The 25,295-nt window shown below is 59.6% G+C and carries 25 protein-coding genes and 2 pseudogenes; 15 read left to right on the forward strand and 12 right to left on the reverse strand.

Annotated elements, in window-relative coordinates; translation table 11 throughout:
* Positions 1 to 197: pseudogene (locus AC1DS5_RS23485) on the forward strand (IS481 family transposase); the annotation flags it as partial.
* Positions 198 to 840: 643 nt separating this feature from the next.
* Here AC1DS5_RS23485 and urtD read toward each other — a convergent pair.
* The 4 genes from urtD to urtA form a co-directional block, all read right to left on the reverse strand.
* Positions 841 to 1,722 carry an urea ABC transporter ATP-binding protein UrtD gene (gene urtD, locus AC1DS5_RS23490; RefSeq protein WP_477720665.1) on the reverse strand — a complete coding sequence of 294 codons (882 nt, stop codon included), beginning with the start codon at positions 1,720 to 1,722 and terminating at the stop codon, positions 841 to 843.
* Entirely contained in the window at positions 1,719 to 2,852 is a 1,134-nt protein-coding gene (urtC, locus tag AC1DS5_RS23495; protein WP_477720666.1) for an urea ABC transporter permease subunit UrtC, read from the reverse strand. Before urtC ends, urtD begins: the two co-directional genes overlap by 4 nt.
* Positions 2,849 to 4,369: an urea ABC transporter permease subunit UrtB gene (gene urtB, locus AC1DS5_RS23500; protein ID WP_477720714.1), complete on the reverse strand. Its 1,521-nt coding sequence runs from the start codon at positions 4,367 to 4,369 to the stop codon at positions 2,849 to 2,851. Before urtB ends, urtC begins: the two co-directional genes overlap by 4 nt.
* A gap of 286 nt (positions 4,370 to 4,655) precedes the next feature.
* Entirely contained in the window at positions 4,656 to 5,933 is a 1,278-nt protein-coding gene (gene urtA / locus AC1DS5_RS23505) for an urea ABC transporter substrate-binding protein (protein ID WP_477720667.1), read from the reverse strand.
* Positions 5,934 to 6,597: 664 nt separating this feature from the next.
* Here urtA and AC1DS5_RS23510 point away from each other — a divergent pair.
* The 5 genes from AC1DS5_RS23510 to AC1DS5_RS23530 all read left to right on the forward strand — a co-directional run bounded on the left by AC1DS5_RS23510 (position 6,598) and on the right by AC1DS5_RS23530 (position 9,809).
* A complete protein-coding gene (locus tag AC1DS5_RS23510; RefSeq protein ID WP_477720668.1) occupies positions 6,598 to 6,972 on the forward strand; it encodes a cupin domain-containing protein in 375 nt (124 codons plus the stop codon).
* Positions 6,973 to 7,141: 169 nt separating this feature from the next.
* Entirely contained in the window at positions 7,142 to 8,005 is an 864-nt protein-coding gene (locus tag AC1DS5_RS23515) for an alpha/beta fold hydrolase (protein WP_477720669.1), read from the forward strand.
* A gap of 106 nt (positions 8,006 to 8,111) precedes the next feature.
* Positions 8,112 to 8,531: a DUF1801 domain-containing protein gene (locus AC1DS5_RS23520; protein ID WP_477720715.1), complete on the forward strand. Its 420-nt coding sequence runs from the start codon at positions 8,112 to 8,114 to the stop codon at positions 8,529 to 8,531.
* Positions 8,532 to 8,569: 38 nt separating this feature from the next.
* Positions 8,570 to 8,734, forward strand: coding sequence for a transposase (locus AC1DS5_RS23525; RefSeq protein ID WP_477720670.1), 165 nt, complete (start codon positions 8,570 to 8,572; stop codon positions 8,732 to 8,734).
* Between the two features lie 139 nt (positions 8,735 to 8,873).
* Complete coding sequence (locus AC1DS5_RS23530) at positions 8,874 to 9,809, forward strand: hypothetical protein (RefSeq protein WP_477720671.1); 936 nt, start codon at positions 8,874 to 8,876, stop codon at positions 9,807 to 9,809.
* 124 nt (positions 9,810 to 9,933) lie between these two features.
* Here the strand turns inward: AC1DS5_RS23530 and AC1DS5_RS23535 are convergent, their stop codons facing one another.
* Both AC1DS5_RS23535 and AC1DS5_RS23540 read right to left on the reverse strand, forming a co-directional pair.
* A complete protein-coding gene (locus AC1DS5_RS23535) occupies positions 9,934 to 10,290 on the reverse strand; it encodes a hypothetical protein (protein WP_477720672.1) in 357 nt (118 codons plus the stop codon).
* Between the two features lie 322 nt (positions 10,291 to 10,612).
* On the reverse strand, positions 10,613 to 10,765 hold the full coding sequence (locus AC1DS5_RS23540; RefSeq protein ID WP_477720673.1) for a hypothetical protein: 153 nt from the start codon (positions 10,763 to 10,765) through the stop codon (positions 10,613 to 10,615).
* On the opposite strand from AC1DS5_RS23540, the gene AC1DS5_RS23545 reads away from it, so the two are divergent.
* A complete protein-coding gene (locus AC1DS5_RS23545; protein ID WP_477720674.1) occupies positions 10,752 to 11,519 on the forward strand; it encodes a sulfurtransferase in 768 nt (255 codons plus the stop codon). The two genes, AC1DS5_RS23540 and AC1DS5_RS23545, sit on opposite strands and share 14 nt — an antisense overlap.
* 44 nt (positions 11,520 to 11,563) lie before the next feature.
* On the opposite strand, the gene AC1DS5_RS23550 is transcribed toward AC1DS5_RS23545, so the two are convergent.
* Positions 11,564 to 12,268, reverse strand: a complete 705-nt coding sequence (locus AC1DS5_RS23550; RefSeq protein ID WP_477720675.1) for a glutathione binding-like protein — start codon at positions 12,266 to 12,268, stop codon at positions 11,564 to 11,566.
* Positions 12,269 to 12,383: 115 nt separating this feature from the next.
* On the opposite strand from AC1DS5_RS23550, the gene AC1DS5_RS23555 reads away from it, so the two are divergent.
* The 3 genes from AC1DS5_RS23555 (at position 12,384) to AC1DS5_RS23565 (ending at position 14,692) form a co-directional block, all read left to right on the forward strand.
* Positions 12,384 to 12,629 carry a SlyX family protein gene (locus tag AC1DS5_RS23555; RefSeq protein WP_477720676.1) on the forward strand — a complete coding sequence of 82 codons (246 nt, stop codon included), beginning with the start codon at positions 12,384 to 12,386 and terminating at the stop codon, positions 12,627 to 12,629.
* Between the two features lie 121 nt (positions 12,630 to 12,750).
* Positions 12,751 to 13,479 (forward strand): aldolase, encoded by a 729-nt coding sequence (locus tag AC1DS5_RS23560; protein ID WP_477720677.1) that lies wholly within the window; start codon positions 12,751 to 12,753, stop codon positions 13,477 to 13,479.
* Between the two features lie 226 nt (positions 13,480 to 13,705).
* Positions 13,706 to 14,692: a response regulator gene (locus AC1DS5_RS23565; protein WP_477720678.1), complete on the forward strand. Its 987-nt coding sequence runs from the start codon at positions 13,706 to 13,708 to the stop codon at positions 14,690 to 14,692.
* A gap of 39 nt (positions 14,693 to 14,731) precedes the next feature.
* On the opposite strand, the gene AC1DS5_RS23570 is transcribed toward AC1DS5_RS23565, so the two are convergent.
* The 4 genes and pseudogenes from AC1DS5_RS23570 to AC1DS5_RS23585 all read right to left on the reverse strand — a co-directional run bounded on the left by AC1DS5_RS23570 (position 14,732) and on the right by AC1DS5_RS23585 (position 16,816).
* Entirely contained in the window at positions 14,732 to 15,517 is a 786-nt protein-coding gene (locus AC1DS5_RS23570; RefSeq protein ID WP_477720679.1) for a DUF899 domain-containing protein, read from the reverse strand.
* A gap of 46 nt (positions 15,518 to 15,563) precedes the next feature.
* Entirely contained in the window at positions 15,564 to 15,941 is a 378-nt protein-coding gene (locus tag AC1DS5_RS23575; RefSeq protein WP_477720680.1) for a VOC family protein, read from the reverse strand.
* Positions 15,942 to 15,965: 24 nt separating this feature from the next.
* Positions 15,966 to 16,298: pseudogene (locus tag AC1DS5_RS23580) on the reverse strand (SRPBCC family protein); the annotation flags it as partial.
* 8 nt (positions 16,299 to 16,306) lie between these two features.
* Positions 16,307 to 16,816 carry an ArsR/SmtB family transcription factor gene (locus tag AC1DS5_RS23585; protein ID WP_477720681.1) on the reverse strand — a complete coding sequence of 170 codons (510 nt, stop codon included), beginning with the start codon at positions 16,814 to 16,816 and terminating at the stop codon, positions 16,307 to 16,309.
* A gap of 131 nt (positions 16,817 to 16,947) precedes the next feature.
* On the opposite strand from AC1DS5_RS23585, the gene AC1DS5_RS23590 reads away from it, so the two are divergent.
* Positions 16,948 to 18,042, forward strand: coding sequence for an endonuclease/exonuclease/phosphatase family protein (locus AC1DS5_RS23590; protein ID WP_477720682.1), 1,095 nt, complete (start codon positions 16,948 to 16,950; stop codon positions 18,040 to 18,042).
* A 344-nt stretch (positions 18,043 to 18,386) separates the two neighbouring features.
* Positions 18,387 to 18,812, forward strand: a complete 426-nt coding sequence (locus tag AC1DS5_RS23595; protein WP_477720683.1) for an EF-hand domain-containing protein — start codon at positions 18,387 to 18,389, stop codon at positions 18,810 to 18,812.
* Positions 18,813 to 18,868: 56 nt separating this feature from the next.
* Here AC1DS5_RS23595 and AC1DS5_RS23600 read toward each other — a convergent pair whose 3' ends face one another.
* Positions 18,869 to 19,831, reverse strand: a complete 963-nt coding sequence (locus AC1DS5_RS23600; RefSeq protein ID WP_477720684.1) for a rhodanese-like domain-containing protein — start codon at positions 19,829 to 19,831, stop codon at positions 18,869 to 18,871.
* Positions 19,832 to 20,081: 250 nt separating this feature from the next.
* Between AC1DS5_RS23600 and AC1DS5_RS23605 the strand changes: the two genes are divergently transcribed.
* The 3 genes from AC1DS5_RS23605 (at position 20,082) to AC1DS5_RS23615 (ending at position 25,293) form a co-directional block, all read left to right on the forward strand.
* The gene (locus AC1DS5_RS23605; RefSeq protein ID WP_477720685.1) at positions 20,082 to 22,475 is read left to right on the forward strand and encodes an ATP-dependent DNA helicase; all 2,394 of its coding nucleotides are present in this window, start codon (positions 20,082 to 20,084) and stop codon (positions 22,473 to 22,475) included.
* A gap of 266 nt (positions 22,476 to 22,741) precedes the next feature.
* Complete coding sequence (locus AC1DS5_RS23610; protein WP_477720686.1) at positions 22,742 to 24,097, forward strand: hypothetical protein; 1,356 nt, start codon at positions 22,742 to 22,744, stop codon at positions 24,095 to 24,097.
* 368 nt (positions 24,098 to 24,465) lie between these two features.
* Complete coding sequence (locus AC1DS5_RS23615; RefSeq protein ID WP_477720687.1) at positions 24,466 to 25,293, forward strand: VOC family protein; 828 nt, start codon at positions 24,466 to 24,468, stop codon at positions 25,291 to 25,293.
* Positions 25,294 to 25,295: the final 2 nt, after the last annotated feature.

The raw sequence follows: 25,295 nt of genomic DNA on the forward strand, positions 1-25,295 counted from the left end.
CATCGTGCATCGTGCGGGTCGTGGGCTGGAATGGTGCTGTCGCGTTTCAGGGTGTCAAGCTCAGGGTCTCCACTGCGCTGCACCGACTGCCCATCGCGTTCAGGGCAGATCCCCGGGCCGATGGTTGCTTCGATGCTTTCTTCTGCCATCATCACTTCATGCGCATCAACATGAACACCATCCTCGATTCCAACTAACCGGGCAAAGTGTTTCCTATGTCTCCGAACACCTGTTTCCCATGTCTCCTGTCCATACACTTCGCCAAAGAAACCTAAGGAAAAGAAAGGCGACCCGCAGTCTGGGTCCCTTCGCTGCGCTACGGGCAACCTGTGCTGCTCGACTCCGGCGGGGGTCCGCAGAACTCGCCTTCGGCTCAAACAACTGCGGCCCTGATCCCGCCTCCATCTGCGCTGCTCGGCCCAGCCACACGGGTGAGGGGCGGATAGCAATACCGAATGCCCAAAGAAAATACCAAGACAAACAATGACACGCCACGGCGTGTCATTGTGATCTTCGGACTTCGGACTCCGGTATTTGGGCTTTCCTCTCAAACCCCCTTCTGTCTGCGCCGAGGAGCGCAGGGCCAGGCGGATCAGGGATCGCGATTGTCTGAGCGCAGCGAGTTGAGCGAGACCCCGCCTGGACCGAGCACCGCAGGCTGCCCGCAGCGCAGCGGAGGGACGCAGACAGCAGGGTCGCCTTTTCTTTGGTGACTTTCTTTTGGCGAAGCAAAAGAAAGTTACTAGCTGCCGGGCTACCCCCGGCCTCGTCGTGAAAGCACGCGGCGACCGCATCATCAGGGCTTCAACAGACTCAGCCTGAACGGATGAAAAGAACACCTCACCGCCCAAGATACACCTCAATCACCCGCTCATCCGCCTGCACCTGATCCAGCGTCCCCTGCGCCAGCACCGCCCCATCACACAGCACCGTCACAATTTCCGAAATGGTCTTGATGAAGCTCATGTCATGCTCCACCACCATCAGCGAATGCTTGCCCTTGAGCGACAGAAACAGCTCGGCCGTGCGCGCGGTTTCCTCGTCTGTCATGCCTGCCACCGGCTCGTCCAGCAGCAGCAACTTGGGGTCCTGCATCAGCAGCATGCCGATTTCCAGCCACTGTTTTTGTCCGTGGCTCAGGTTGCCCGCCATGCGGTTCACGCTGTCGGCCAAATGAATCGTCACCAGTGTTTCGGCCAACTGGTCGCTTTGCGCCGAGTCGAGCCTGAAAAACATGGAGGACTTCACGCCCTTGTTGGTCTTCAGGGCCAGCTCCAGGTTTTCAAACACGGTGAGTTGTTCAAACACCGTGGGCTTCTGGAACTTTCGGCCAATGCCCATCTGAGCAATTTCGGCTTCCTTGTGGCGCAGCAAATCAATCGTGCTGCCAAAGAAAACCGTGCCTTCATCGGGCCGGGTCTTGCCGGTGATGATGTCCATCATGGTCGTCTTGCCGGCGCCGTTGGGGCCGATGATGCAGCGCAGCTCGCCCGGGGCAATGTCCAATGACAGCTTGTTGATGGCCTTGAAGCCGTCGAAGCTGACGCTCACATCTTCCAGGTAGAGGATGCGGCCGTGGGTGGTGTCAACTTCGCCGGACTCAACTATGCGGCCCGTGCTGGCGTTGCGCCCTCCCGATTCCGTGTTGTTTTTTCCGGCCGCCAGCAGCGCCAGGTGCTCTTCAACGCGGCGTGCGCCTTGCTCAAGCAGGTCGGGGGTCATTGCGCGCTTCCCTTACGCAATTTCTTGACCAGCCCCACCACGCCCTGGGGCAGGAACAGCGTCACGCCAATAAACAAGGCGCCCAGAAAGTACAGCCAGAACTCCGGATACGCCACGGTGAGCCAGCTCTTGGCGCCGTTGACGATGAAGGCGCCCACAATCGGCCCGATCAGGCTGGCGCGCCCGCCCACCGCCGCCCAGATGGCAATTTCAATCGAGTTGGCCGGGCTCATTTCGCCGGGGTTGATGATGCCGACCTGCGGCACGTATAGCGCACCCGCCACACCGCACATGATGGCAGAAATCACCCAGATGGTGAGCTTGTAGCCCAGCGGGTTGTAGCCGGAGAACATGACGCGCGTTTCGGCATCGCGTATGGCCTGCAGCACGCGGCCAAACTTGCTGCCGACCAGCCATTTGGAAAACAGGAAGAAGCCCAGCAAGGTCAGGCCCGTCAGCACGAACAGCACCATGCGCATGGAGGGCGTGGCGAGCGGGATGTGCAGAATCCGCTTGAAGTCGGTGAAACCATTGTTGCCGCCAAAGCCGGTTTCATTGCGAAAGAACAGCAGCATGGCCGCAAAGGTCATGGCCTGCGTGATGATGGAAAAGTAAACACCCTTGATGCGCGAGCGGAAGGCAAAGTAGCCGAACACAAAGGCCACCAGGCCCGGCACCGCCACAATCAAAATCAGCGTGGCAATAAAGCTGTCGCTGAAGGTCCAGTGCCAGGGCAGCGCCTTCCAGTCGAGAAAGACCATGAAGTCGGGCAAGTCGCTTTTGTAGTTGCCGTCGCGGCCAATCTGGCGCATGAGGTACATGCCCATGGCGTAGCCGCCCAATGCAAAGAACACGCCGTGGCCCAGCGACAAAATGCCGGTGTAGCCCCAGATCAGGTCCATGGCCAGCGCACAGATGGCGTAGCACATGATCTTGCCCAGCAGCGCCACGGCATAGGTGCTCATGTGGAACATGCTGCCCTGCGGCACCCACAGGTTCAGCACCGGCGCCACCGCGCAGACGGCGATGAGCGCAATCATGAAAGCGCTCCAGCCGGCGCGGGTAAGCAAGGGGCCTTTGGCCGGAAGGTGCACGATGGTGGGCATGGGGATGGGCATTTTCATGTTCATGCCTCTGCCGAGCGGCCCTTCATCGCAAAGATGCCCTGCGGCCGCTTCTGGATGAAGATGATGATGAACACCAGCACGGCAATCTTGGCCAGCACCGCGCCCGTCCAGCCTTCGAGGAATTTGTTCAGGATGCCCAGGCCCATCGCGGCATACACCGTGCCGGCCAGCTGGCCCACGCCACCCAGCACCACCACCATGAACGAGTCCACGATGTAGCCCTGCCCCAGGTCCGGCCCCACATTGCCGACCTGGCTCAGCGCGCAGCCCGCCAGCCCGGCAATGCCCGAGCCCAGCGCAAACGCGTAGGTGTCCACGCGTGCCGTGTTCACGCCCATGCACGAGGCAATGGGCCGGTTTTGCGTGACGCCGCGCACAAACAGGCCCAGCCGCGTCCTGCTGATCAGCCAGGCCATGCCCAGCAGCACGGCAATGGCAAAGCCGATGATGACCAGCCGGTTGTAGGGCAGCGAGAGATTGCCCAGCACCTGCACGCCGCCGCTCATCCATACCGGGTTTTCGACGCCGACGTTTTGCGCGCCGAAGATGGAGCGCACCAGCTGCTGCAGCATCAGGCTGATACCCCAGGTGGCCAGCAGTGTCTCGAGCGGGCGGCCATACAGGAAGCGGATCACGCTGCGCTCCAGCGCCGCGCCCATCAGCGCCGACGCCAGGAAGGCCACCGGCACGGCGGCCAGCAGGTACCAGTCAAACGCGCCGGGCAAATACTTCTGGAAGAGGCCCTGCACCACGTAGGTGGCGTAGGCGCCAATCATCATCAGCTCACCGTGCGCCATGTTGATGACGCCCATCAGGCCGTAGGTGATCGCCAGGCCCAGCGCCACCAGCAGCAAGATGCTGCCCAGGCTGATGCCGCTGAAGATGGCGCCCAGCTTGTCGCCCCAGGCCAGCGAAGCCTCCACCTTGGCCAGAGCGGCCCGCAGCGCCACCTTGACGTCGGCATCTTCCTCGCTGCCCAGGCGTTCGATCAATACGGTCTTGGTGTTGGGGTTGTTGCTGGTGGCGAGTTGCGTGGCCGCTTCCAGGCGCTTGGCCTTGTCGCTGCTGCCCAGCAGGATGGCGGCGCGCACCAGCTCCAGCTGGCTTTTCAGCGCCGGCACGGTTTCGGCCGCATAGGCTTTTTCAATCAGCGGCAGGCGGGCTTCGTCGCTGCCGCCCGAGAGGGTCTTGATGGCATCGCGGCGCACCTTCTCTTCTTTGGAGAACAGCTTCAGCGCAGCCAGTGCCGTGTCCAGCTCGCCACGCATCATGTTGTTGTTGATGACGTCTTCAGCATCGGCCGGCAAGGTCAGCTCGGCGCCCGTCACCGGATCTAAAGCCTTGTCGTCCTTGACCACAAACACCTTGTCGCCCGCGGTTTTGACGGCATCGTCGGCCATGGCCTGGATGAAGGCGGCAGTTTTCGCATCCGCATTGGCTGCGGCCTTGTTCAAGGCCTCGACCCGCGCCTCGGTCTCGCCCAGCGCCATGGCCCTGGCCTCCTCGCCCGTCAGGGCCATGGCCTGGCCGGCGAATGAAAAAACCGCGACCAGCAGAAGCTGCGGGAGGCGTCGGTAAAAGAAAAGTCGTCTGTAGATGTGCATGAAAGAACCTGTAGGCTGGGCTCGGCAAGGACCCAGGCTGCAACTCCCTTGGGTGATGAAACGACTGGCACCACTACGGCGCAAGAAGCGGGCCAAGAATCACATACCCTTGACCTTCGTGGGTCTGCAGCTGAAAAGCCGCACCTATTTCTTGCGAACCAGGTGCGGCTTGCGTTACAGGCCCGCGTGGGCTGCGGTGCGCTTACTTCGAAGCGACCTTGGCCGGCTCGTCTGGCTTCTTGTCGTTGCCTTCGATGTACGGGCTCCATGGCTTGGCCTTCACCGGGCCAGGCGTCTTCCACACCACATTGAACTGGCCGTCGGCCTTGATCTCACCGATGAAGACCGACTTGTGCAGGTGGTGGTTTTTCTCATCCATCTTCGACACGATGCCCGACGGTGCCTTGAAGGTCTGGCCAGCCATGGCGGCAATAACCTTGTCGGTGTCGGTGGACTTGGCTTTCTCGACAGCCTGCTTCCACATGTTGATGCCGATGTAGGTAGCTTCCATCGGGTCATTGGTCAGAGGCTTGTCTTTGTGGCCGGCAATGCCCTTGGCCTTGGCGTAGTCAGACCACTTCTTGATGAACTCGGTGTTGGCCGGGCTCTTGATCGACTGGAAGTAGTTCCAGGCAGCCAGGTGGCCGACCAGCGGCTTCGTGTCCACGCCGCGCAGTTCTTCTTCACCCACCGAGAAGGCGACCACAGGCACGTCCTTGGCCTTCAGGCCGGCATTGCCCAGCTCTTTGTAGAAAGGCACGTTGGAGTCACCGTTGATGGTGGACACCACGGCCGTCTTGCCGCCGGCAGAGAATTTCTTCACGTCAGCCACGATGGTCTGGTAGTCAGAGTGGCCAAACGGGGTGTACTTCTCGTCGATGTCAGTGTCCTTCACGCCCTTGCTCTTCAGGTAGGCGCGCAAAATCTTGTTGGTGGTGCGTGGGTACACATAGTCGGTACCCAGCAGAACCCAGCGCTTGGCGCCGCCACCGGCCTTGCTCATCAGGTAGTCCACCGCAGGAATGGCCTGCTGGTTAGGCGCCGCGCCCGTGTAGAACACGTTCTTGGAGAGTTCTTCACCTTCGTACTGCACGGGGTAGAACAGCAGACCGTTCATTTCCTCAACGACGGGCAGCACCGACTTGCGGGACACCGACGTCCAGCAGCCGAAAATCACCGAAACCTTGTCCTGGCCCAGCAACTGCTTGGTTTTTTCAGCAAACAGCGGCCAGTTGGAAGCCGGATCCACAATCACGGGCTCAAGCTTCTTGCCCATCACGCCACCTTTGGCATTGATCTCGTCAATCGCCATCAGCACAGTGTCTTTCAACACGGTCTCGGAAATGGCCATGGTGCCCGACAGGCTGTGCAGAATGCCAACCTTGATCGTGCCCGTGGTCTGGGCATGTGCTGACAGGGCAGAAAGGCCCGTCAGCGCGACGGCAGCGGTAAGCGCCTTGAGGGTAAATCGACGTTGCATGAGTGCTTCTCCGGTAGGGTGGTAAATCGCGTTTCGCAGCGCTCAAGCCCGGAAACTCGGGCTTTTACGCAGCGATGAATGGATTCTGGGGACCGGAGGGGGATTGGGATATACGCCGGGTGGCGTATGTTGCAGGCAGGTGAAGAAGTGGTTTGAGGCTGGTTGAACGCCACTTGGGCCAGTCCGCTAACCTAGAGATAAAGATATTGTTGGAGGCGAGCAATGACCACCTTGGACCGAGGCAAGCCGTCCAAACACTTTGGCCGATGACAACCACTCATCCTCAATTCCGAGGATAGCCAGACCGTCACAGTTAATTAAGAATGGATGTCTTGGTGCCGTAATTGACGACGGCGACTTTCTCAAATCCAATATACCTGTGCAAATACGCAGTTGACCGAGTTAACTAAATGATTAAAAACAGGGTTTTTGAGTTTTCAGCGCCATGTTATCCGGCAGGGCGCCGTGTTATTCCGCAGTTTTGCGGGATATATCAAAGTTAGGCGTCATCAGCGCACCCTACGACGTCGATTGCTTCTATTACTCGTTTCCGCTACAAAGAGATCCCAGTCGCTGTTCTGCTGCGAAGGAAGCAACCAACTTTTCCACCAGTGCAACGTGACGGTGGGCAGAAAAACGCTGAGAAACTTGCCAAGGAGAGAAAATGATCACCGGAAGCATAGTGGTAGTAAACCCCTCTGAGATGGAATGGACTGAAAGGCTAATGGAGCAAATCGGAAGACCGTTTCATGTCAAAAACCTACTCAACGAACCTGAAACCGGGATGAGTGTGACGCTATTGCGGTATCCGGCTGGACTGATAAACCCTCATCACAGACACCCTTGCGGTCACGGAATGTACGTCCTTGAGGGCAAGCTTGTAACTCACCGGGGTGAATTTGGTCCGGGAACATTCGTTTGGTTTCCAGAGGGTGAAGCAATGGAGCATGGCGCATCTCCAGACGGAGACATGACAGCGCTGTTCGTTACGAACAAGTCGTTTCGCATTGACTACATAACAGATCAAAGTCCAGGCTAATAGCCACACCCCTCACAAGAGGCCGCGCCGAGAGTGATCCTATTGAGCCGCCACTCAAATGACGCCTAACCCCATCAATCGACACGGACCCACAGCAGCAGGAGGCGGCTTCGCCGCATGTGTTGGTGGTCCGGTCATCTTTACGTTGGGCCGCAAGAGAAGGAGACCTATGAAGATTGTCGGCGCGGCAATCCTGCTACTTGGTGTAGCTCTGTCATCTGGCTGCGGCAGTCGTAGTCTCGCCAGTGGCGTCGTCAAGCAGCCTGTTCAGACCGGCTATGCTCCCGTCAACGGCCTGCGAATTTACTTTGAGATTCACGGCATTGCCAACCCGGCGCGACCGCCACTCGTGCTGCTACATGGCGGCGGCGACACAATCAAGACCTCTTTCGGTCACATCCTGCCGGAGCTTGCGCGTGACCGGCAGATCATTGCGTTCGAGCAGCAGGGCTACGGGCACACGGCGGACATTGCTGACCGTCCGTTCAGCTTCGAGCAGTCGGCGGACGACACTGCCGCGTTGTTGGACTACCTGCACATCGAAAAAGCCGATCTCTTCGGTTTCAGCAATGGCGGCACGATCGCGTTGCAGGTGGCGATCCGGCATCCGAAAGTCGTGCACAAGCTCGTATTGGCATCGGCCTTGTCCAGGCGCGATGGCGCCTATCCTTGGCTTTGGAAGGCGATGGCCAAGGCCAAGCTGGAGAACATGCCGAAGGAATTGCAGGAGGAGTATCTCAAGGTCGCGCCGCACCCCGAGAACCTGCGAATGTTTCACGACAAGGCCGCCCAGCGCGTGCGCGACTTCAAGGACATCCCGGCTGACGCCATCCGCGGCATCACCGCGCCGGCGCTCGTTATCGTCGGCGACGCCGACGTCATACGCCCCGAACACGCCGTGGAGATGTTCCGGGCCCTTCCGCAGGCGCAGCTTGCCGTGCTCCCCGGCACCGATCACATGAAGGTGACGGCGCGCACCGAGTGGCTGGTGCCGACGATCAGCGCGTTTCTGGACGCACCGGCGGCGAAGTAACAGTAGCCCCGGCCTTGCCTCATTGTTTTCCAATTTGCGGCCCAACAATGCGCTCCAGCCGACGGTCTTGCAAATGAAATATATCTGGAACTTCCAGGATGAAAACATGAAAAAGTCGGACGCGAGCCAAGACCAGTCGGCATCGGAGCTCATCTCGAAAAGAATCGCCGAACTCGGGGACTGGCGCGGGGAAACCCTCGGCAGAATGCGCAAGCTCATCCAGGAAGCAGACCCGGACGTTGTCGAGGAGTGGCAGTGGATGGGCACTCCGGTTTGGTCGCACGACGGCATCATCTGCACTGGCGAATCCTACAAGGATAAAGTGAAGCTCACCTTCGCCAAGGGCGCGTCTCTGAAGGATCCGGCCCGTCTCTTCAACTCGAGCCTCGACGGAAACGTACGCCGCGCGATCGACATCCACGAAGGAAAAGCAGTTGACGAGTCCGCCTTCAAGGCGCTCGTTCGCCAAGCAGTCGCCCTCAACAGTTCTGGCAAGTCGAAACCTTCGAAGAAAGCGAAGGCCTAAGGGATTCTCTGGACTACCTGGTTGATCATGTACTCGATTTGGGTGCCCTGCATGTCCGCTACAACAACGACGCCACCGGCGCGCCCGCTTATGACCCGGCCGTCCTCCTCGAGATAGTCCTGCTGGCCTACAACCGGGCCCTCGTCTCCAGCCGCAGCATCAAATGCCTCTTGGGAGTGGCCGTTCTCGGGAAGCCCGGTTAGCTACTCCAGCCTCAATTATTCGTTACGACTGCTGGACGTGTATGTCATACGATGTGTCGCACATCGCGAGGCTGCTTTCAAGATATTGCATCAAGTTGTCGAAGGACTTCTTTTGGGTCGTATGCTGCCGGTGACCTCCATGAGACGAATGACCCTTGCCAGTTTTTTTCAGCTTGTCACCACCAACTCTTTGATGGGCCGGATTGCAGCGTGGAAGCGGACACTAATCACGGGAGGAATTAGCGGTCTCTTGCCGAAGCGCCAAGAGATCAGCCGCAGTCGAGGATCAAGGTATATTGCGCTCAATATAAAAATTAAGCGGGGAGAAAATAAAGTGAGTCGGACTAAGTTCATTTGGGCGTATATCGCCGGGATGTTGGTGGCCCTGTATGGTGGAGCGCCTTGGTCCTATCTTTTTGTCTTCATGTCTGCTCATACCGGACCTGTCGAGACACCACCTCATTTCTACTTTTTTGCGTTGATCGCACCAGCTTGTCTTGTATGGGTAGCTCATGCACGGGGAGGCTCCATTGGGCGACCTCAACTGGCTTTGTTTCCAATTGGGGCCCTTTTGTTGTCCTTCTTTGGCATCCTCTGGGATCGCTATTTAAGTGGGGCTCCAGCAGCTATGAATCGTGGAACCACAACTCCTGTAGTAACGCTGCTGTCACTTTATGGCCCAGGGTTAGTCCACGCAATATGTTTTTCAATTGGCGCGAAGCTGAGAGCGTCTACCTCTATCGAACGAAATCAACCTCTCGGAGCAATGACAAACGATGAGCCCGATTCAGCGGAGAAAGGTGAGCCCCCAGTATTGGCAATGGCTTTCGTGAACTGCGTGGCGATTCTTCCGTTGGCTCTTCTATTTCGATTGGGCGCAAGTAATGGCCAAACGATAATTTTTTGTGCAGTGATCGTGCTTTTCATAGCTGTTTTCACAGCGGCAGGAATGGCTGCTGCAAAAGGAAAATTTAGACACTCAGCTGTAGCCATTGCTGGAATGGCCTGGCCTAGTTTTGTTGTTGCCTTCATTGCCTTGAATTACATACTCCGCGCAATGGGCGGCAAGATCTAGGCGGACGTTTTGGCCGCTGACAGTCTGGAGTAGACCTTCGACCCCGGATGCTCGACCGGTCGGTCTTTGTGGAAGACACCGAGCTAGCCCATGAGGCCGGCCAAGTGAGCGCATGAATTCAGCCCTAGCCGTCCTTGTCCTCATCTTCCTCATCATCCGACTCATCCACCGCCAGGTCATGCACGTCGGCCACGGCGGCGTCAAAGTCGGAGTCGACATCGGACGAGGACTCGTCGTCGTCTTCTTCCCCTTCAATATGGTCGGGCAGAATGTCGGCGTCCGACGGGTCCATGCCTGCGCCCGCCGACGCGCGCTCGCCGGTGCCCACGGCGTCGCTGTCGCTGGACATTTCGTCGTCGCCGTAGGCGCCCTGGGCATCACTGCCGCTGTCGGAGTTGTCGCTGGGGCCAAGTGCGTTGGTGTCTTTTCCCCGGACATGTTCGGGAGCGTGCAGGCCGCCGAAAATACTGCTGGTTGCCATGTTGGTCCTTCGTAAGAGAAATCACTCTATGCCTTCTTGGGATTCAAGGCAAATCAGGGCAATGAAATTACTCTGCAAATGGCCTTGGCAGCGCCGCTTGATTTAATCGGAGATTCCCGCTAGTCACTCTCAAAACGATAGCTTCTCTCGCAGATATTCACTGGGTCCATAGCCCACGCCATCAACAGTCTGGGGTCTTGCCGCACGGGCGCGGGTTCGCCCGGCCGTGACGTGAGAAAATCTATCCCTTCATTGCAATCCACTGGCTTGGGCATCGCCTGAATCCTGGCCTCTAAAAATACGCACGCGCTTTGCCCTTCTTTCACGTCGCCTCGCCACGCTGGCAACAGCTCATCACGCCAGCCTGGCTCGCCAGGCTGATGGCGGGCGCCAGCGTGAGCGCCGCACCGGCGAACAACTGGCGTTTGTTGGAGGTCGATTGCGGGGCGCCCAGCGCATTCTTGAAAAGCCACATACCCGGCGCCGCCTACCTGGACACCCTCTGCCTGGAAGAAGGACCGTTCTGGAACAAGGTGCCTGACTCGGCCTTGCTGCAATTGTTGTTGGGCCTGGGTATTCGTCATGACACGACGGTGATTCTGTACGGCCGAAACACAACGGCCGCGGCGCGTGCCGCTCACCTGATGCTCTATGCGGGCGTCAGGGACGTGCGCCTGCTGGACGGCGGTTTTGACGCCTGGGTGCGCGCGGCGCTGCCTTGTGCAGAAGGCGCGCCGCAGCGCCACCCGCCCGCAGCCAGCTTTGGCGCGGCCTTTCCGGGGTGTCCGCATTACCTGATCAACACGCACCAGGCGAAGTCGCTTTTATCGCAGCCTGACGGCGCGCTGGCCAGCATCCGTACGTGGGATGAGTTCACCGGCAAGACCTCTGGCTACAGCTACATCAAAGCCAAGGGCGACATTGCAGGGGCACGCTGGGGCCGCGCTGGCAATGGCGCTGATGTGAACAACATGAGCGCCTTTCAACGGCCGGACGGCACCATGCGGCCTGCCGGCGATATCTGCCAGTTCTGGGCAGAAGAAGGCATACACCCCGGCCTGCAAACAGCGTTTTACTGCGGCACGGGCTGGCGCGCATCAGTGGCGTTTTACTATGCCTGGCTGATGGGCTGGGAGCGCATCAGCGTGTACGACGGCGGCTGGTTCGAGTGGAGTCATGGACTCGGCCACGAAACGGTGACCCAACCAGGTCTTTGTGCGCAAGCCTGACGAACGACAACCGTTCGCCAGCTATCGACCAAGCCGCGCAGCCGTCAACCCCGTTTCGGTATCCCCAGGCCTTTGACAACCGCCGGCCGCGCCACAAATGCCGCGAGCACCCGCTTCACATTCGGGAAGCTGTCAAACCGCACCAGTTCACCCGCCTCGTAAAACCCGACGAGGTTGCGCACCCAGGGGAAGGTGGCGATGTCGGCGATGGTGTAGGCGTCGCCCATGATCCAGGTGCGGCCCTCCAGCCGCTGCTCCAGTACGCCGAGCAGGCGTTTTGACTCGGCGACGTAGCGGTCACGCGGGCGTTTGTCTTCGTAGTCTTTGCCGGCGAACTTGTGAAAGAAACCGATTTGCCCAAACATGGGCCCGATGCCGCCCATCTGGAACATCAGCCACTGAATCGTCTCGTAGCGGGCAGCGGCGTCTTGCGGCATGAACTGGCCGGACTTGTCGGCCAGGTACAGCAATATGGCGCCGGATTCGAACAATGCCAGCGGTTTGCCGCCGGGGCCGTTCGGGTCGAGGATGGCGGGAATCTTGTTGTTGGGACTCAATGACAGAAATTCTGGCGACATCTGGTCATGGGCTTCAAAGCTGACGAGATGAGGCTCATACGGCAGGCCGGTTTCCTCAAGCATGATCGATGCCTTGACGCCATTGGGCGTGGGCAAGGAGTAAAGCTGGATCCGGTCAGGATGTTGGGCGGGCCATTTCTGGGTGATGGGGAAGGCAGAGAGTTGGGTCATGATGGAGCAGCATTGTCTTGCCAGAAACACGAGCGCGGGTTTGGCACACCCCGTAGCCCGAGCAACCGGAATGGGTATTTAAACGTCACTTCCCCAGTTCATGTCCAATAAGCCCATGGAACAACCGAACACCACCGCGAACACCACCGCCAACACAACCGACCAGCGCCTGACCGATCTGGAGATCAAGGCCTCGTTTACCGAAGACCTGATGGATCAGCTCGACAAGGTCATCGTGCGCCAGCAGCAGCAAATTGATGCCCTGATACACGAGATTGCCGAACTCAAGCAGCAGCCCGTGCGCGACGGCGATGTTGTGGTGGGCCGCAGCCTGCGCGACGAGCTGCCACCGCACTTCTGACGCCCTGCCCCGATGCGCCGGCCGCCGCCGCGCTATAAAGACGGGTCATCCGTTTGAATTCAAATTCATTTGAATTAATTGAATTCATTTGAGTTCGTTTGAATTACAGAAAGACCCGCTCATGCCCCACGCCGATTCACACCAGAAAGATTTTGAGGCGGCATACCAGCTGCGCAGCGACCTCGCCCTGGCCTTGCGCGCCGCCGCGCGGCATGGGCTGGCCGAAGGTGTCTGCAATCACTTCAGCGTGGAGTTGCCGGACGGCTCGGACCGCTTTTTGCTGAACCCGCGCGGCCTGCTCTGGAGCGAGATCGGCGCGGACGATATCGTGATGATTGATGTGGAGGGCAACAAGCTGGCGGGCCGGCATGAGGTGGAGCCCACGGCCATGTTCATCCACGGCGCCATTCACGGCCATGCCCGCAAGGCCTGCGTGCTGCACACCCACATGCCTTACGCCACGGCCCTGACGCTGACGTCCGACCGCGGACTGGACACCACGCTGTCGCAAAACGCGATGCGCTTTCACGGCCGGGTAGCCATTGATGCGAATTACAACGGCCTGGCGCTGGACGCTACCGAGGGCCTGCGCATTGCCAAGGCGATGCAGGGGGCGGACGTGGTATTTCTGGGCAACCATGGCGTGGTCGTTTGCGGCGCGCGCATGGACCACGCGTACGACGACCTGTATTACCTGGAGCGGGCCTGCATGGTGCAGGTGCTGGCACAGTCCACCGGCAGGCCCCTTGTGCCGGTCGATGCGGAGATTGTCGAGCGCGTGGCCGGGGACACCATGGGCGAGCGTTTGCAGTCCGAGCTTTTCTTTGAAGCGCTTCGTCGCACGCTTTGATTGAGGCCGGGGCGTTTTTTGTTTTCGTTTGTGTATTTGGTTTTGGTTTTGGCATTTGTTGTTTTGGCGTGCGCTCAAGGCAAGCTGGTAGGCGATCATTGACGCCTTTAGCCAAAAGTTCTACGCTGTCATCCTGGCGCGCGAGGGATCGAGGCGAAATAAGCTGCCAGCACTTGCGGTCGCCGCAGAAAGACACCACCTAGCATGGTCACTGGAAAAGGCTTCCGTGCATCCTGACCTTCCGCAATCCGCAGGGCCGGTCAATCAAGGGCTTGAGCCCATCGTGACGCATGCCCTGCAGCGCTTTCGCGCCCTGCTGCCGGGGGAGGTCGAGCTTGCGGTTGAAATGGCTCATGAACATCCCCAGGTGCGCGCGCATGCAGACCGGCTGGAGCAGGCGCTGGTGAGTGTGTTCATCGTGGCATGGCACTCCATGGTTGGCCTGGCAACAAGAATCGTGGTGGAGATGAGCGAGGTGCTGCTGGACGACGTTGTGCTGGACCCCGACGCGGGCAAATTGCAGGGCGGGCTGCCGCCCAGGCGTTACGTACGGCTGGTTGTCAGCAACAACAGCCGGGTGACCACAGGCCCCGCCCACACGCTGATGCCGGCGCCTACGCTCGTTGACGACAGGCCCGCAAGCGCGCGCCGGCTCCCGCTGGTGGAGATCAGCAACATCATCGCCCAGCACCACGGCATGATCACCTCGTCCCCGGAGCCGGGCCGGGGAACCGCTTTTGATATTTACCTTCCCACCGCACTGCCCAGGGAAACCCCGGCAGTCGACACCTTGCACTCCGACCTCAAGCACATCGTCTATGTGGACGACTATCAAGCCATGCGGGGCCTGGTCAGCGAGGCACTGCCCGATGCCGGCTTTCGGGTCACCTGCTATGAAAGCGGCCGGGACGCCCTGCCAGCCCTTAAGGCGGATCCGTCCGGATGTGATGCGGTGGTCACCGACTACCGGTTGCAAGGCTATTCCGGTATTGAATTGCTCAAGCAAATCAAGCGGCTGCGCGCAGACCTGCCGGTGATCATTATGTCGGGCTACGTGGATGACGCGCTGAGGGCCAGCGCTCTCGAGGCGGGGGCGGCCCTGGTGATGAGCAAGACCCATGACCTCAGCGAGTTGTGTATCGCCCTGCGCGAACTGTTCGGCGATTCACCGCACCCCGATCTGGTCACCTATTCCGGCTGGTCGAAACTCTGAGCGGCGTACGGGGACTTCAGCGGGGCGGATGCTTGGGTCTCATATGGCGCCGGCCTCCGCATGGCAGCAACTGGAGGCAGCCTGCGCGGCCGGCTTGGGCGCCCCTTCATAGTTGTCATATTTGTCGTGGTGGCGCACCCACGCCATGGTGAAAGGCAAGCTGTCTTCATTGCGACCCTGGGGGGTGAGGTCTATCCAGCTGTAGGTTCCCAGCAGCAGCTCGAGGCCGCGCGCGTAGGTGGAGTAGGTGTGAAAGATGTTGCTCTGGTCGTCTTTGCAAAACACGCTGGCGCCCGGCAGTTCGTCAAATCCTTCCGTCATGCGGTAGTTGTAATACACCTTGCCCCGGGCCAGCTCCTCATTGGTGAAGGAGACGTGGTAGTCGCGATTGAAGTCGCTCGCGTATGACGACAGCCACTTGAAGCGCCAGCCCATGCGCAGCCTGAAGGCGGCCAGGTCGGCCAGCGGCGCATGCGACACGACAGCCACGGTGATGTCGCGCTGCGCTATGTGCGTCAACACGCCGTCCAGATGGTCGGCCAGCAACGAACAGCTGGGGCAGCCTTCCTTCCAGCCCGGGCCGAACATGAAGTGGTAAATGATCAGCTGGCTGCGCCCTTCAAACAGGTCGGCCAGGGTCTGCCTGCCCTGGGGGCCCTCAAACACGTAGGGCTTGTCGACCTTCACCCACGGCAACCTGCGCCGCTCGGCGTTCAGCAGATCGCGCTGGGCGGTGAACTCCTTTTCCCGGGCAAGCAGGTGCTGCCGGGCTGCGACCCATTCTTCGGGCGACACGATGGCGTGGATGGCGGGATTTGCGTTCACGGGTGCACTCCTTGAAAGTTGGGCCGGACGTGAAAAGGCCGGCGGGTCAGCGATTGACGATGTGAAGGATGTTGCCGTCCGGGTCCTTGAACCAGGCGCCCTTGAAGGTGCCGGCAACATGGGCATCGCCCTGCCGCGTCAACCCGGGCAGGTCGTAGTGTTCAAACACCACGCCCTTGGCCTTCAGTGCCCGCATGACGCTGTCGAACTCGTCGCCCACACTCCAGGTAGCCGACGTAGCCTGATTGGTACCGGCATAGAGTGAGGCATACACAATCACGGCAGCGCCGCCGCTCTGGTAGACGAGCACGCCTTTTTCCGAACTCTCCAGGGGCTGAAGGCCCAGCGTGCCTCCGTAGAACTTGCGGGCCACGTCGATGTCCTTGACAGCAATGGTGGCCATGGCGTTTCTGTTTGCGAGCATGATGATCTCCTGTGGATTGGCATATCAGGTGAAAAGAAGGTCGAGTTTGGCGAAGGCCCCCGTCCAGCCCTGGTTGTGGCTATCGCGCGCGGCCTGGTCGTAGAACATTTCGTGCACAAACGTGAGTTCGCAACCGCCGTCCCAGGGCCGCAGCATCACAGTGACCTGCGACACCCGCTCGGGCGTGCTCTTCCAGGCCCAGCTGAAGACCAGCTTCTCGGAGGGCACCACTACCTGGTACACGCCGCTCACGTCATGCACCTCGCCGCCGGGCGCGCCAAACCGGATGTGGTACCGGCCGCCGACGCGCACGTCGAGGTCGGCCACCGAAACCACACTTTCGGGGTCGGGCCCGAACCAGCGGGCTAATGCTTGCGGGTCGGTCCAGGCCCGCCAGACTTTTTCGGGCGAGGCCTTGTAGTGCCGGGTGAAGTTGACGGACGGCCGCTCCTGGGTGCTGCTGGCTTCACCACCTTGGCTGCCTTGACTTCCTTGGCCGCCGTCGCTGTTTTTACTGTTTTCCATGGGGGGTTTAACTCCTCTTGCTGATACAGGTAGCGGCCCAACGCATCCAGGCGATCGGACCAGAATTTCTCGTAACGGGACAGCCACATGGCGGCCTCCTGCATGGGCTCCGGCAACAGGGCCAGGTTGACGACCCGCCCGTCCTTGGCACGGGTCACCAGCCCCGCGGTTTCCAGCACGCGCAGGTGCTTCATGAACCCGGGCAGGGACATGCCATGCGGCTCTGCCAGCTGACCCACCGAAAGGCTTCCCTGCTCCAGGGTTTGCAGCACTTTGCGGCGCGTCGGGTCGGCCAGCGCGGCAAACACGGTGTTGAGTACATCGTCTACATTGTCTTGATACTTAACCATATGGATTAGTATTAGACGAGTCACGCGCCTTGTCAACCCGTCAAGGCGGAGAAATCTGTTTCTTTGTGTATTCGTCAGTGGGAAATAATGCCGACCTGCTGGCCCGCCGGCGGACATGCTGCAATTGGAGGATGCGCCACGCAGCCCCGCTGGATAAACTGCGCCTTCATCCACTCGGGGGGCGTGCCATGCTGCTGTGCAACTTCAACGTCAACAACCTGTTTGTGCGCTACAAGTTCGGTAAAACATTTCCGGGCGACCAGGGTGGCAAGAGCCAGGTAACTAGCCCCAATGTGGGCTATTTGCCGCTCTACCAGAAGGGCGCCTTCGAGGTCTTCAACGCCGAGCAGCGCAAGCTGGCAGCGCTGGCCATCACCCAGGGCAATACCGTGCTACCCGACGTGGTGTGCATACAGGAAGTGGAGAGCCTGATTGCATTGCGCGAGTTCAATGAGCGGTTCCTGGCGGCGGCTTATCCGTATGCCGTGGTGCTGGACTCGCGCGACTTGCGGCAGATTGATGTGGGCATTTTGTCGAAATACCCGCTGGACAGCATTGCCACCCATGTGGACGACACGGCCGCCGGCAAATACATCTTCAGCCGCGACTGCCTGGAGGTCCGGCTGCGCGTCAAAAAGACCGCGTTCGTCACCTTGTTCATCAACCATTTCAAGTCCAAGCTGGCGCTGGGGGCCAATGAAGAAGCCCGCAACAGGGAGCGCGCCGCAGCCAACCAGAGGCGCCAGCTCCAGGCCGAAACCGTGGCCAAGCTGTTGAAGACCCGGTTTCCCGGCGCGGCCTTCACGTCAGACTATTTCGCCGTGCTCGGTGATTTGAACGACACGCCGCTGGCACCACAGCTCTCCCGGCTCTGCCTGAAGTCGGGCCTGGTGGATGCGCTGGCCATGCTGGCGCCAGAGGAGCGGTGGACGCATTACTGGAAAGCGAAAAACAGTGTGTCGCAACTGGACCATGTGTTGCTGTCCCCCGCCCTCGCCGGCAAGCTGAAGAAGAATGGGATTTCGATCGAGCGGCGTGGCATCGGCTTTCGGGCTGAATCGAAGAAAGTCGATGGCGGCTACCTGCCCAAGCAGGTGGGGGTGGAGGCCATCGAGGACGACCCCGATGCGCTACTGATTGATTTCCAGTTTGAACGCTTCAAGGAGGTGTCCAGCCACAACGTGGCCTCGGACCACTGCGCGATCTTCCTGAAATTTGCGATCTGAGCTGCGGACCAAATGCAGGCTACTTGCAGACCTACTTGCAGACCACTTGCGCGCGGCCCAGGGGACGGCCTGCTGGAAGGCCACACTTCGGGTGCGGAGAAGGCTTCGTGGCACCATTGGGCCGCATATGGAGGTCCATGCGAGGGGTTCACGCAGGAGATGACGCGGCATGAAGCAAAGATATGTGTCCGCCGCACGCCCGAATGTAAAGCGGCGAAACACCCTGCAAGCGTACTGGCACATGGGCACCTGTTGGTGTTCAATGTTCGTCATGGCTCTACCTGAACTTGAGCAACAATATTTCAAAACACTCCAAAACATTCCAAACATTCAGCAGCCAACCCATGACCCTTAAGACCCTCAAGACCCTTAACGCCAAGCCCTTTACTGCAAAACAGATCTCGCGGAGGATGTCTTCGCGCGTCGCTTCTGCATCTCACAGGTCCTGGCTTTATGCCACCGCCATGATGCTGACGCTGACCGCTGCTGGCGCGCTGCTGGCCATGCGCGCGCAAGCCCAGACGCCCGAGCCCGACGCCGCGGCCCCTGCGCAGGCGGCACCCAGCCCGGCGGCGCCCAAATACGCAGCCAAGGACATGGCGATGGCATTCAGCTACATGGATGCCAACAAGGATGGCAAGGTCAGCCGCGACGAAGCGGCCGGTTTTCGCGGCGTGGCGAGACACTTTGACGAAGCCGACACCAACCGCGACGGATTTCTTTCACGCGAGGAATTTGAAAGCGCATTGAACGGCAGAAAGCCCCAGTAAAGTCCTGCCCGCTCCCGTTCAAGGTATTACGGTTTCAAGCATTGCGGTTTCAGGCACTACGGTTTCACCACCTCGGCGGGCTCAAGCCCGCTGGGGTACTCCAGTGGAAATCCCGCTGCTTCCCAGGCATCGATGCCGCCGTGAAGCGGGCGGACATTGCTGAAGCCCGCAGCCATCAGGCGCTTGGCGACCTGGGCGGCAGACGCATCGTTGGGACAGGCGCAGTACACCACCACATGCGCGTCGTGCGGCAGATCGAGCGAGGCCATCTTGCGATCCAGGTCCGACCAGACCAGCGCACCGGGAATGATGCCGCCGCCGGCACGGCTCAGCTCCGTGCGTACATCCAGGATCACAGTGGGCTTGTTGTCCTGTGTCCACTGCTGCAACTGATGGGGTGAAATACGGGCCATGCGCAGTTGACGGTACAGGCGCTGGCGTTGCCACCATTTGTGCGCCAGAAACAGGCCGAAGCAGAGCAGCACCACCACCACCCCGATGCGACCCAGTTGCTCGAAGACCAGCAACACATCCGCCACCGCATCGTGGAACACCAGGCCGATGGCCAGGCCGCCGCTGGCGTACAGAACGGAGCCAATCGCATCAAAGAAAATGAAGCGGCCAAAAGGCACGCCGGTTCTGCCGGCCAACGCCGTCGCCAGCGAGGCAAAGCCCGGAATGAACTTGGCCAGGATCAGCGATTTGGCACCCCAGCGCGTGAAGATCGACTCGGTCTGCCGCACGCAGGAGTCGGGTGAGAGGGAAATGCGGCACAGGGTTTTCAGCACACGGCCGCCATAGTGGTGGCCGGCCCAGCACCACACGCTGTCGGCAATCAGGCAGGCCAGCACGGCCGTGAAAAGCAGGCCCCCTGCCGAGTACTGGCCGGTAAAGCTCAGTGCGCCCGTCAGGATCAGCACCGGGTAGGCCGGAATGGGCAGACCGAGCTGTTCCAGCCCGATATTCAGGAAGACGGCGGCCAGGCCGTATTGCTCCAGCCACAGGATAATCTGGTTCATAAATTCAATGCTGTCCGGTTGCGGGTTGGAGGTGGCAACGCAGGTCACACCGCCGGGCCCATAGGAACCCATGAGGGCCCATAAGGCTCCATAGGCAGACTGTAGACGGCCTGGGTGCGCGGGTAAATGGCGGGTGCGCTAATGCAGTGTTACCCGCGCCTGAACAGTCACCGCCCGTGACTGTACTACCATGGCTACCATGGGCCTTCCCCTCTGAAATGATACAACCCACCGCCCAAGCGAGCCCCGATTGAAATACCTTGTAGCCGTCAGGGCCCTGTGCGCGTTCACGGCCAAGCACGGTGACCTCGACCTGCGCTTTACGCCGTCGCCTTCCGCGCAGGAAGGCATGGCCGGCCATGCGCTGGTGGCATCGCGGCGCGGTGAGTCCTACCAGGCGGAAGTGAGCCTGCAAGGCGACTACAAGACCCTGACAGTGCGCGGCCGGGCTGACGGCTATGACCCGGTGCTCAACCAGCTCGAAGAAGTGAAAACCTTTCGCGGCGACCTGCATGCGATGGCCGAAAACCGCCGGCAGCTGCACTGGGCGCAGCTGAAGATTTACGGCTGGCTGCTGTGCGCTGAAAAAAACCTCTCCGACATCAACCTGACGCTGGTCTACTTTGACGTTGCCAGCCTGCAGGAAACACCGCTCACCGAGCAATTTTCGGCCGCCTCGCTGAAACAGTATTTTGAAGCGCAATGCGAGCGCTTCCTGGCCTGGGCCAACCAGGAACTGGCGCACCGTGAAGCGCGTGATGCGGCCCTGAAGGCCCTGGAGTTTCCGCACCCCGACTTTCGGCCCGGGCAACGCGCGCTGGCCGGGGCCGTGTACAAAACAGCCCAGGCCGGCACCTGCCTGATGGCGCAGGCTCCCACCGGCATCGGCAAGACCATGGGCACGGTTTTCCCGCTGCTCAAGGCGGTCCCGGGGCAGCAACTCGACAAGCTGTTTTTTCTGGCGGCCAAGACCCCGGGCCGCAAACTCGCGCTGGATGCGCTGGAACGCATCCGGGCCAGCAGCGCCGACAGCGCGGGTGGGACCGGCAACCCACCAGCACAGGCCACGCCCTTGCCACGGCACCTACCGCTGCGCGTGCTGGAACTGGTGGCACGCGACAAGGCCTGCGAGCACCCCGACAAGGCCTGTCACGGCGACTCATGCCCATTGGCCAAAGGTTTTTACGACCGCCTGCCGCAGGCGCGCAGCGCCGCGGTGGGCCATGCGGCCGCGCATGGCATGCTGGACAAGAGCGCCCTGCGCGCAGTCGCGCTGGCGCACCAGGTCTGCCCCTATTACCTGAGCCAGGAGCTGGTCACCTGGTCGGATGTGGTGGTGGGCGACTACAACTATTACTTTGACACCAGCGCGCTCCTGCATAGCCTGGCCAGCACCAACCAGTGGCGCGTGAGCGTGCTGGTGGACGAAGCGCACAACATGGTGGAGCGCGGGCGAAAAATGTACTCGGCCCTGCTGGACCAGGCCCAGCTGCAGCAGGTGCACGCCCTGGCACCCAGGGCCGTCCGGGCTTCGCTGGAGCGGCTGAACAAAAGCCTGCATGAACTGCACCAGACGCAGCTGGAGACCTATCAGGTCTACCCCGAGCTGCCCACCAGCTTTCTCAAGGTGTTGCAGCAGGCCCTCACCCACATCACGGACTTCTTGCTGGCCAACCCGACCCGGGTAGACAGCGCCTTGCAGGATTTTTACTTTGAGGCCCTGCACTTCTCCCGCATGGCCGATGCGTTTGGCGAACACTCGGTGTTTGACGTGACGCTGCGCCAGGAGACCGGCGAACAAAATGCCCTGCAGGCGGGCCCGGACACGGCCCAGCTGAACATTCGCAATGTGGTGCCGGCGCCCTTCCTGGCGCCCCGCTTTGCGGCGGCGCAGTCGGTGGCCCTGTTTTCGGCCACGCTGAGCCCGCAAAACTACTACACCGACACCCTGGGCCTGCCCGTCGGCACGGCCTGGACCGATGTGCAGTCGCCCTTCCTGGCCGAACAGCTCGCGGTCCATGCGGTCAGCGATATTTCGACCCGCTACCAGCACCGCGACGATTCGCTGTCACCCATCGTGGACCTGATGGCGCGGCAATATGAAGGCCAGCCCGGCAACTACCTGGCGTTTCTGAGCAGCTACGACTACCTGCAAAAACTGGCCGTGCTGTTCAGGCAGCGCTACCCGCATATCCCCATGTGGGAGCAGACGCGCGGCATGGAGGAAGCCGCGCGTGATGCGTTTCTGGCACGCTTCACGCCGACGTCCATGGGCATTGGTTTTGCCGTGCTGGGCGGCTCGTTTGCCGAAGGCATAGACCTGCCGGGCGACCGGCTGATAGGCGCCTTCATCGCCACGCTGGGCCTGCCGCAAGTCAACCCGGTGAACGAGCAGATCAGGGAGCGCATGGGCGCCAACTTTGGCGCCAGCCAGAGTTATGACTACACCTATCTCTACCCCGGTTTGCAAAAAGTGGTGCAGGCGGCAGGAAGGGTGATCCGCACCACCTCGGACCGCGGCGTGGTCTACCTGATGGATGACCGCTTCACCCGGCCCGAAATTCAAAGCCTGTTGCCGGCCTGGTGGAAGGTGGTGCACCTGCGCGCGCGGCGCAGCAAACGGAGCAGCCTGGCTGCGGTGTGAGCGCCCTGCGCCCCCTGCATGGAAACAACCATTCACGGAGACACGGCATGATCTAACTGATGCACAAAACATACCCAAAGCCTTCTCGCAGGCTTTGAGTATGAAAAACAGAGAATGCACAGGGTTGGAGCGTACGCGTCATCCATGGCATGGCTGATTAGAAAAAAAGAAATCCAAATAGCTATCGCCCCCTAGTCCTGCGCGATCGATATCTTCGGTAACGAAACAAGATCACAAAACGTCAAGAGAAATTCAAGGACTAAAAAGTGAGTATCGAGAATAAGACCAGCAGCAAAGCGAAGAGCAATTCCTTTGAAATGGGAAAGAAAAACCATCGCATCATTGATGACGCACTTTCGAAACTTTTTAAGCCTTCGGCGTTTGTACGACTGGAGTTAATCAAAGATCGTCTCGGCAAAGACGACAGTCTGTCGCGAAAAATTCAAGTGGATCGAAACCGAATGTGGTTTCTTTCAGATGTCGGGATGACGGCGGTCAGAACGATAGTTTCAATTATTGACTCGAGCAAGCTATTCGAAGGCCGTGCCGCGTACTCTGACATCTGGTCTGCCTGGATAACCACATTTCAAGAGTTATTGGCAAAAAATCTAATGCCGGAAAATTCTTTAGAAGCCATTCAGCTGATCAGCGACAAACTTGCCTTGAAAATTTCGTTACATACGTTTGCTGTACCTATTTTTGGCATTGAGCTGAGCGGCATCGACTCACTCGATCTTGGATCGATGAAGTTAATTAAATTAACAGCCGCCTATCTTGATGCTTCAGGAGTAAAACATGCGCACACTGATGTCGGCAAGTCGATTGATGCAACTGAATCCAGATTTTGGTTAGTTGGATCAGCAGTTGGCACTGAGCGGATGGCCAGGCAGAATTTTCGCCATCAAGCAGAACTTGCGGTGGGTATGCTCGCAATATCCGCGGCGTCAACTTATGTCAACGGGGCAACGGCATTCCGCATTGGAATCGTTATGTCCCCTGAACAAGGACACGATGGGAGGGCCATTTGGTTTTCATGGAACGAAAACGAAATGGAATTGAGAACGACATACAGCTTTCAAAGCTCCCAACTTTTCAAGATAGACCAAGCTTTGGTAGAAGAGTTTTCCACCGCAAATGTCTTTGATCAAGCATTTGCGATTTTTGAGAACACCAACAGGAGCGAATTGGAAGACGCAATCGTCAAGTGCGTTTATTGGTACTCCGAGGCACAACGAGATTCCGTTCATGTGATGAAGCTGATCAAGTATTGGAGTTGTGTCGAGGTCTTCTTTTCCTTGGGGAAGGAAGATATCACGAAGTCGGTATCCGCTGGTCTCACAAGCGTACTTGTCTATGGGAGCTTTCGATTTATTCCGCAGTCCGAGTACGCCTCAATCAAAAAACGAATAAAGGCGCTGTATGACTTGCGGTCAGACGCGGTTCACTCAGCGTGGTATTCGCACGTGTCTGAACGCGATGTATCCGACCTAAGCCAATGGGTTTCATGGTTGCTAATCAATATGATCGCGTTTGTTGGCGCCGGTTACAAAACGCGCGCGCAAGTCAAAGATGAGTGCAACAGACTGGATCAGCTCGAAAATAATGATGCTGTCGCTTCTTAAAGCACAACATGAATAGCGTCTGTACCTTATTGCAGACTCATGGTGCTACGCGAGACGCTCAAACGGTAGAGGGCGGACTATTGCGCCCCTGACGGCCTGCAGGCCTATCGCCGGTAAGGAATGTCTGACGCGCGTGCAGTGGCGCCGTGCAGCCAGTCTGATCCCTCCTGGAATGGGCTCCAATCAGCCTTTCTATCCAATAAGGACAAGGGCAAGAAGCTCCTGAAAAGATAGCAATTCTGCGGGAGATCGTGCCGGAGGACTGCCGACAAAATATGGCTCCAGTCTCACCTGTTGAGATTTTTGTTTGACAGCTTTTCCCACCCCGGCGACAGTGATGGCACCGATTCATCACACAAGCCGCCATCATGGAACTGCAAGCCGCACTGCAATGCATTCACCTTTATTCGCCTGACCCGCTGCGGGCCGCCCGTTTCTACAGCGCCACCTACGGCATGACGCTGGAGCCCGGCACCGACGGCTACCTGTGCCGCGGCCCGGGACGCGAGGTGCAGCTGTCGGCAGGCCCCGCCAACCAGCTCAGGTATGCGCACTTTGCCCTGAGCAGCACCCGTGCATGGGAGTCGTTTGACGCCCGCACGCAAGGCCTTGCACGCCAGGCTTTGCCCGCCGCCTTTGCCGGCCGGACCGCCGTCGCCCTGCGGGACCCGGACGGCAACCTGCTGGTCTTCACATCCCGCGAGGGCATCACGGCTGAAAGCACTGATCCGGCGTTGCCGCCCGCTGCATTGCAGCACTTTGCGCTGCGCACGCCCAACCTGCCCGCCCTGCTGGATTTTTATACCGGACCCTTGGGCTTTGTGCTGTCGGACGAGGTGAAAGATGCGGAGGGCGTTGTGCGCGCCTGCTTTTTGCGCACCGATGCCTTGCACCATGCGCTGGCGCTGTTTTTTGCGCCCACCGCCTGCTTTGACCACCAGTCGTTTGAAGCACCCGACTGGGCCGGCATGAAACAGTGGGGCGACCACATGGCGGCCCTGCGGGTGCCCATCGTCTGGGGCATCGGCCGCCACGGCCCGGGCAACGACGTGTTCTTCATGGTACGCGACCCCGACGGCAACCTCGCCGAGATTTCAGCAGAGATAGAGCACTGCGCACCCGGCCGCCCTGCCGGGCTCTGGCCGCACGAGGAGCGCACGCTCAATCTGTGGGGCAAAGCTATTTTGCGCAGCTAGGC

The sequence above is a fragment of the Polaromonas sp. P4_H1 genome, from assembly GCF_056400945.1.

What these genes read in the sequence shown, in the direction of transcription:
- AC1DS5_RS23600 (WP_477720684.1), bottom strand. Translation starts at nt 19,831, where the DNA reads ATGAACCAGATTATCCTGTGGCTGGAGCAATACGGCCTGGCCGCCGTC.
- AC1DS5_RS23615 (WP_477720687.1), top strand. Translation starts at nt 24,466, where the DNA reads ATGGAACTGCAAGCCGCACTGCAATGCATTCACCTTTATTCGCCTGAC.
- AC1DS5_RS23590 (WP_477720682.1), top strand. Translation starts at nt 16,948, where the DNA reads ATGCGCCACGCAGCCCCGCTGGATAAACTGCGCCTTCATCCACTCGGG.
- urtD (WP_477720665.1), bottom strand. Translation starts at nt 1,722, where the DNA reads ATGACCCCCGACCTGCTTGAGCAAGGCGCACGCCGCGTTGAAGAGCAC.
- urtA (WP_477720667.1), bottom strand. Translation starts at nt 5,933, where the DNA reads ATGCAACGTCGATTTACCCTCAAGGCGCTTACCGCTGCCGTCGCGCTG.
- AC1DS5_RS23575 (WP_477720680.1), bottom strand. Translation starts at nt 15,941, where the DNA reads ATGCTCGCAAACAGAAACGCCATGGCCACCATTGCTGTCAAGGACATC.
- AC1DS5_RS23530 (WP_477720671.1), top strand. Translation starts at nt 8,874, where the DNA reads ATGAGACGAATGACCCTTGCCAGTTTTTTTCAGCTTGTCACCACCAAC.
- AC1DS5_RS23535 (WP_477720672.1), bottom strand. Translation starts at nt 10,290, where the DNA reads ATGGCAACCAGCAGTATTTTCGGCGGCCTGCACGCTCCCGAACATGTC.
- AC1DS5_RS23520 (WP_477720715.1), top strand. Translation starts at nt 8,112, where the DNA reads ATGAAAAAGTCGGACGCGAGCCAAGACCAGTCGGCATCGGAGCTCATC.
- AC1DS5_RS23585 (WP_477720681.1), bottom strand. Translation starts at nt 16,816, where the DNA reads ATGGTTAAGTATCAAGACAATGTAGACGATGTACTCAACACCGTGTTT.
- AC1DS5_RS23595 (WP_477720683.1), top strand. Translation starts at nt 18,387, where the DNA reads ATGACCCTTAAGACCCTCAAGACCCTTAACGCCAAGCCCTTTACTGCA.
- AC1DS5_RS23560 (WP_477720677.1), top strand. Translation starts at nt 12,751, where the DNA reads ATGCCCCACGCCGATTCACACCAGAAAGATTTTGAGGCGGCATACCAG.
- AC1DS5_RS23555 (WP_477720676.1), top strand. Translation starts at nt 12,384, where the DNA reads ATGGAACAACCGAACACCACCGCGAACACCACCGCCAACACAACCGAC.
- AC1DS5_RS23515 (WP_477720669.1), top strand. Translation starts at nt 7,142, where the DNA reads ATGAAGATTGTCGGCGCGGCAATCCTGCTACTTGGTGTAGCTCTGTCA.
- AC1DS5_RS23540 (WP_477720673.1), bottom strand. Translation starts at nt 10,765, where the DNA reads ATGTGGCTTTTCAAGAATGCGCTGGGCGCCCCGCAATCGACCTCCAAC.
- urtC (WP_477720666.1), bottom strand. Translation starts at nt 2,852, where the DNA reads ATGAACATGAAAATGCCCATCCCCATGCCCACCATCGTGCACCTTCCG.
- AC1DS5_RS23550 (WP_477720675.1), bottom strand. Translation starts at nt 12,268, where the DNA reads ATGACCCAACTCTCTGCCTTCCCCATCACCCAGAAATGGCCCGCCCAA.
- AC1DS5_RS23510 (WP_477720668.1), top strand. Translation starts at nt 6,598, where the DNA reads ATGATCACCGGAAGCATAGTGGTAGTAAACCCCTCTGAGATGGAATGG.
- urtB (WP_477720714.1), bottom strand. Translation starts at nt 4,369, where the DNA reads ATGGCCCTGACGGGCGAGGAGGCCAGGGCCATGGCGCTGGGCGAGACC.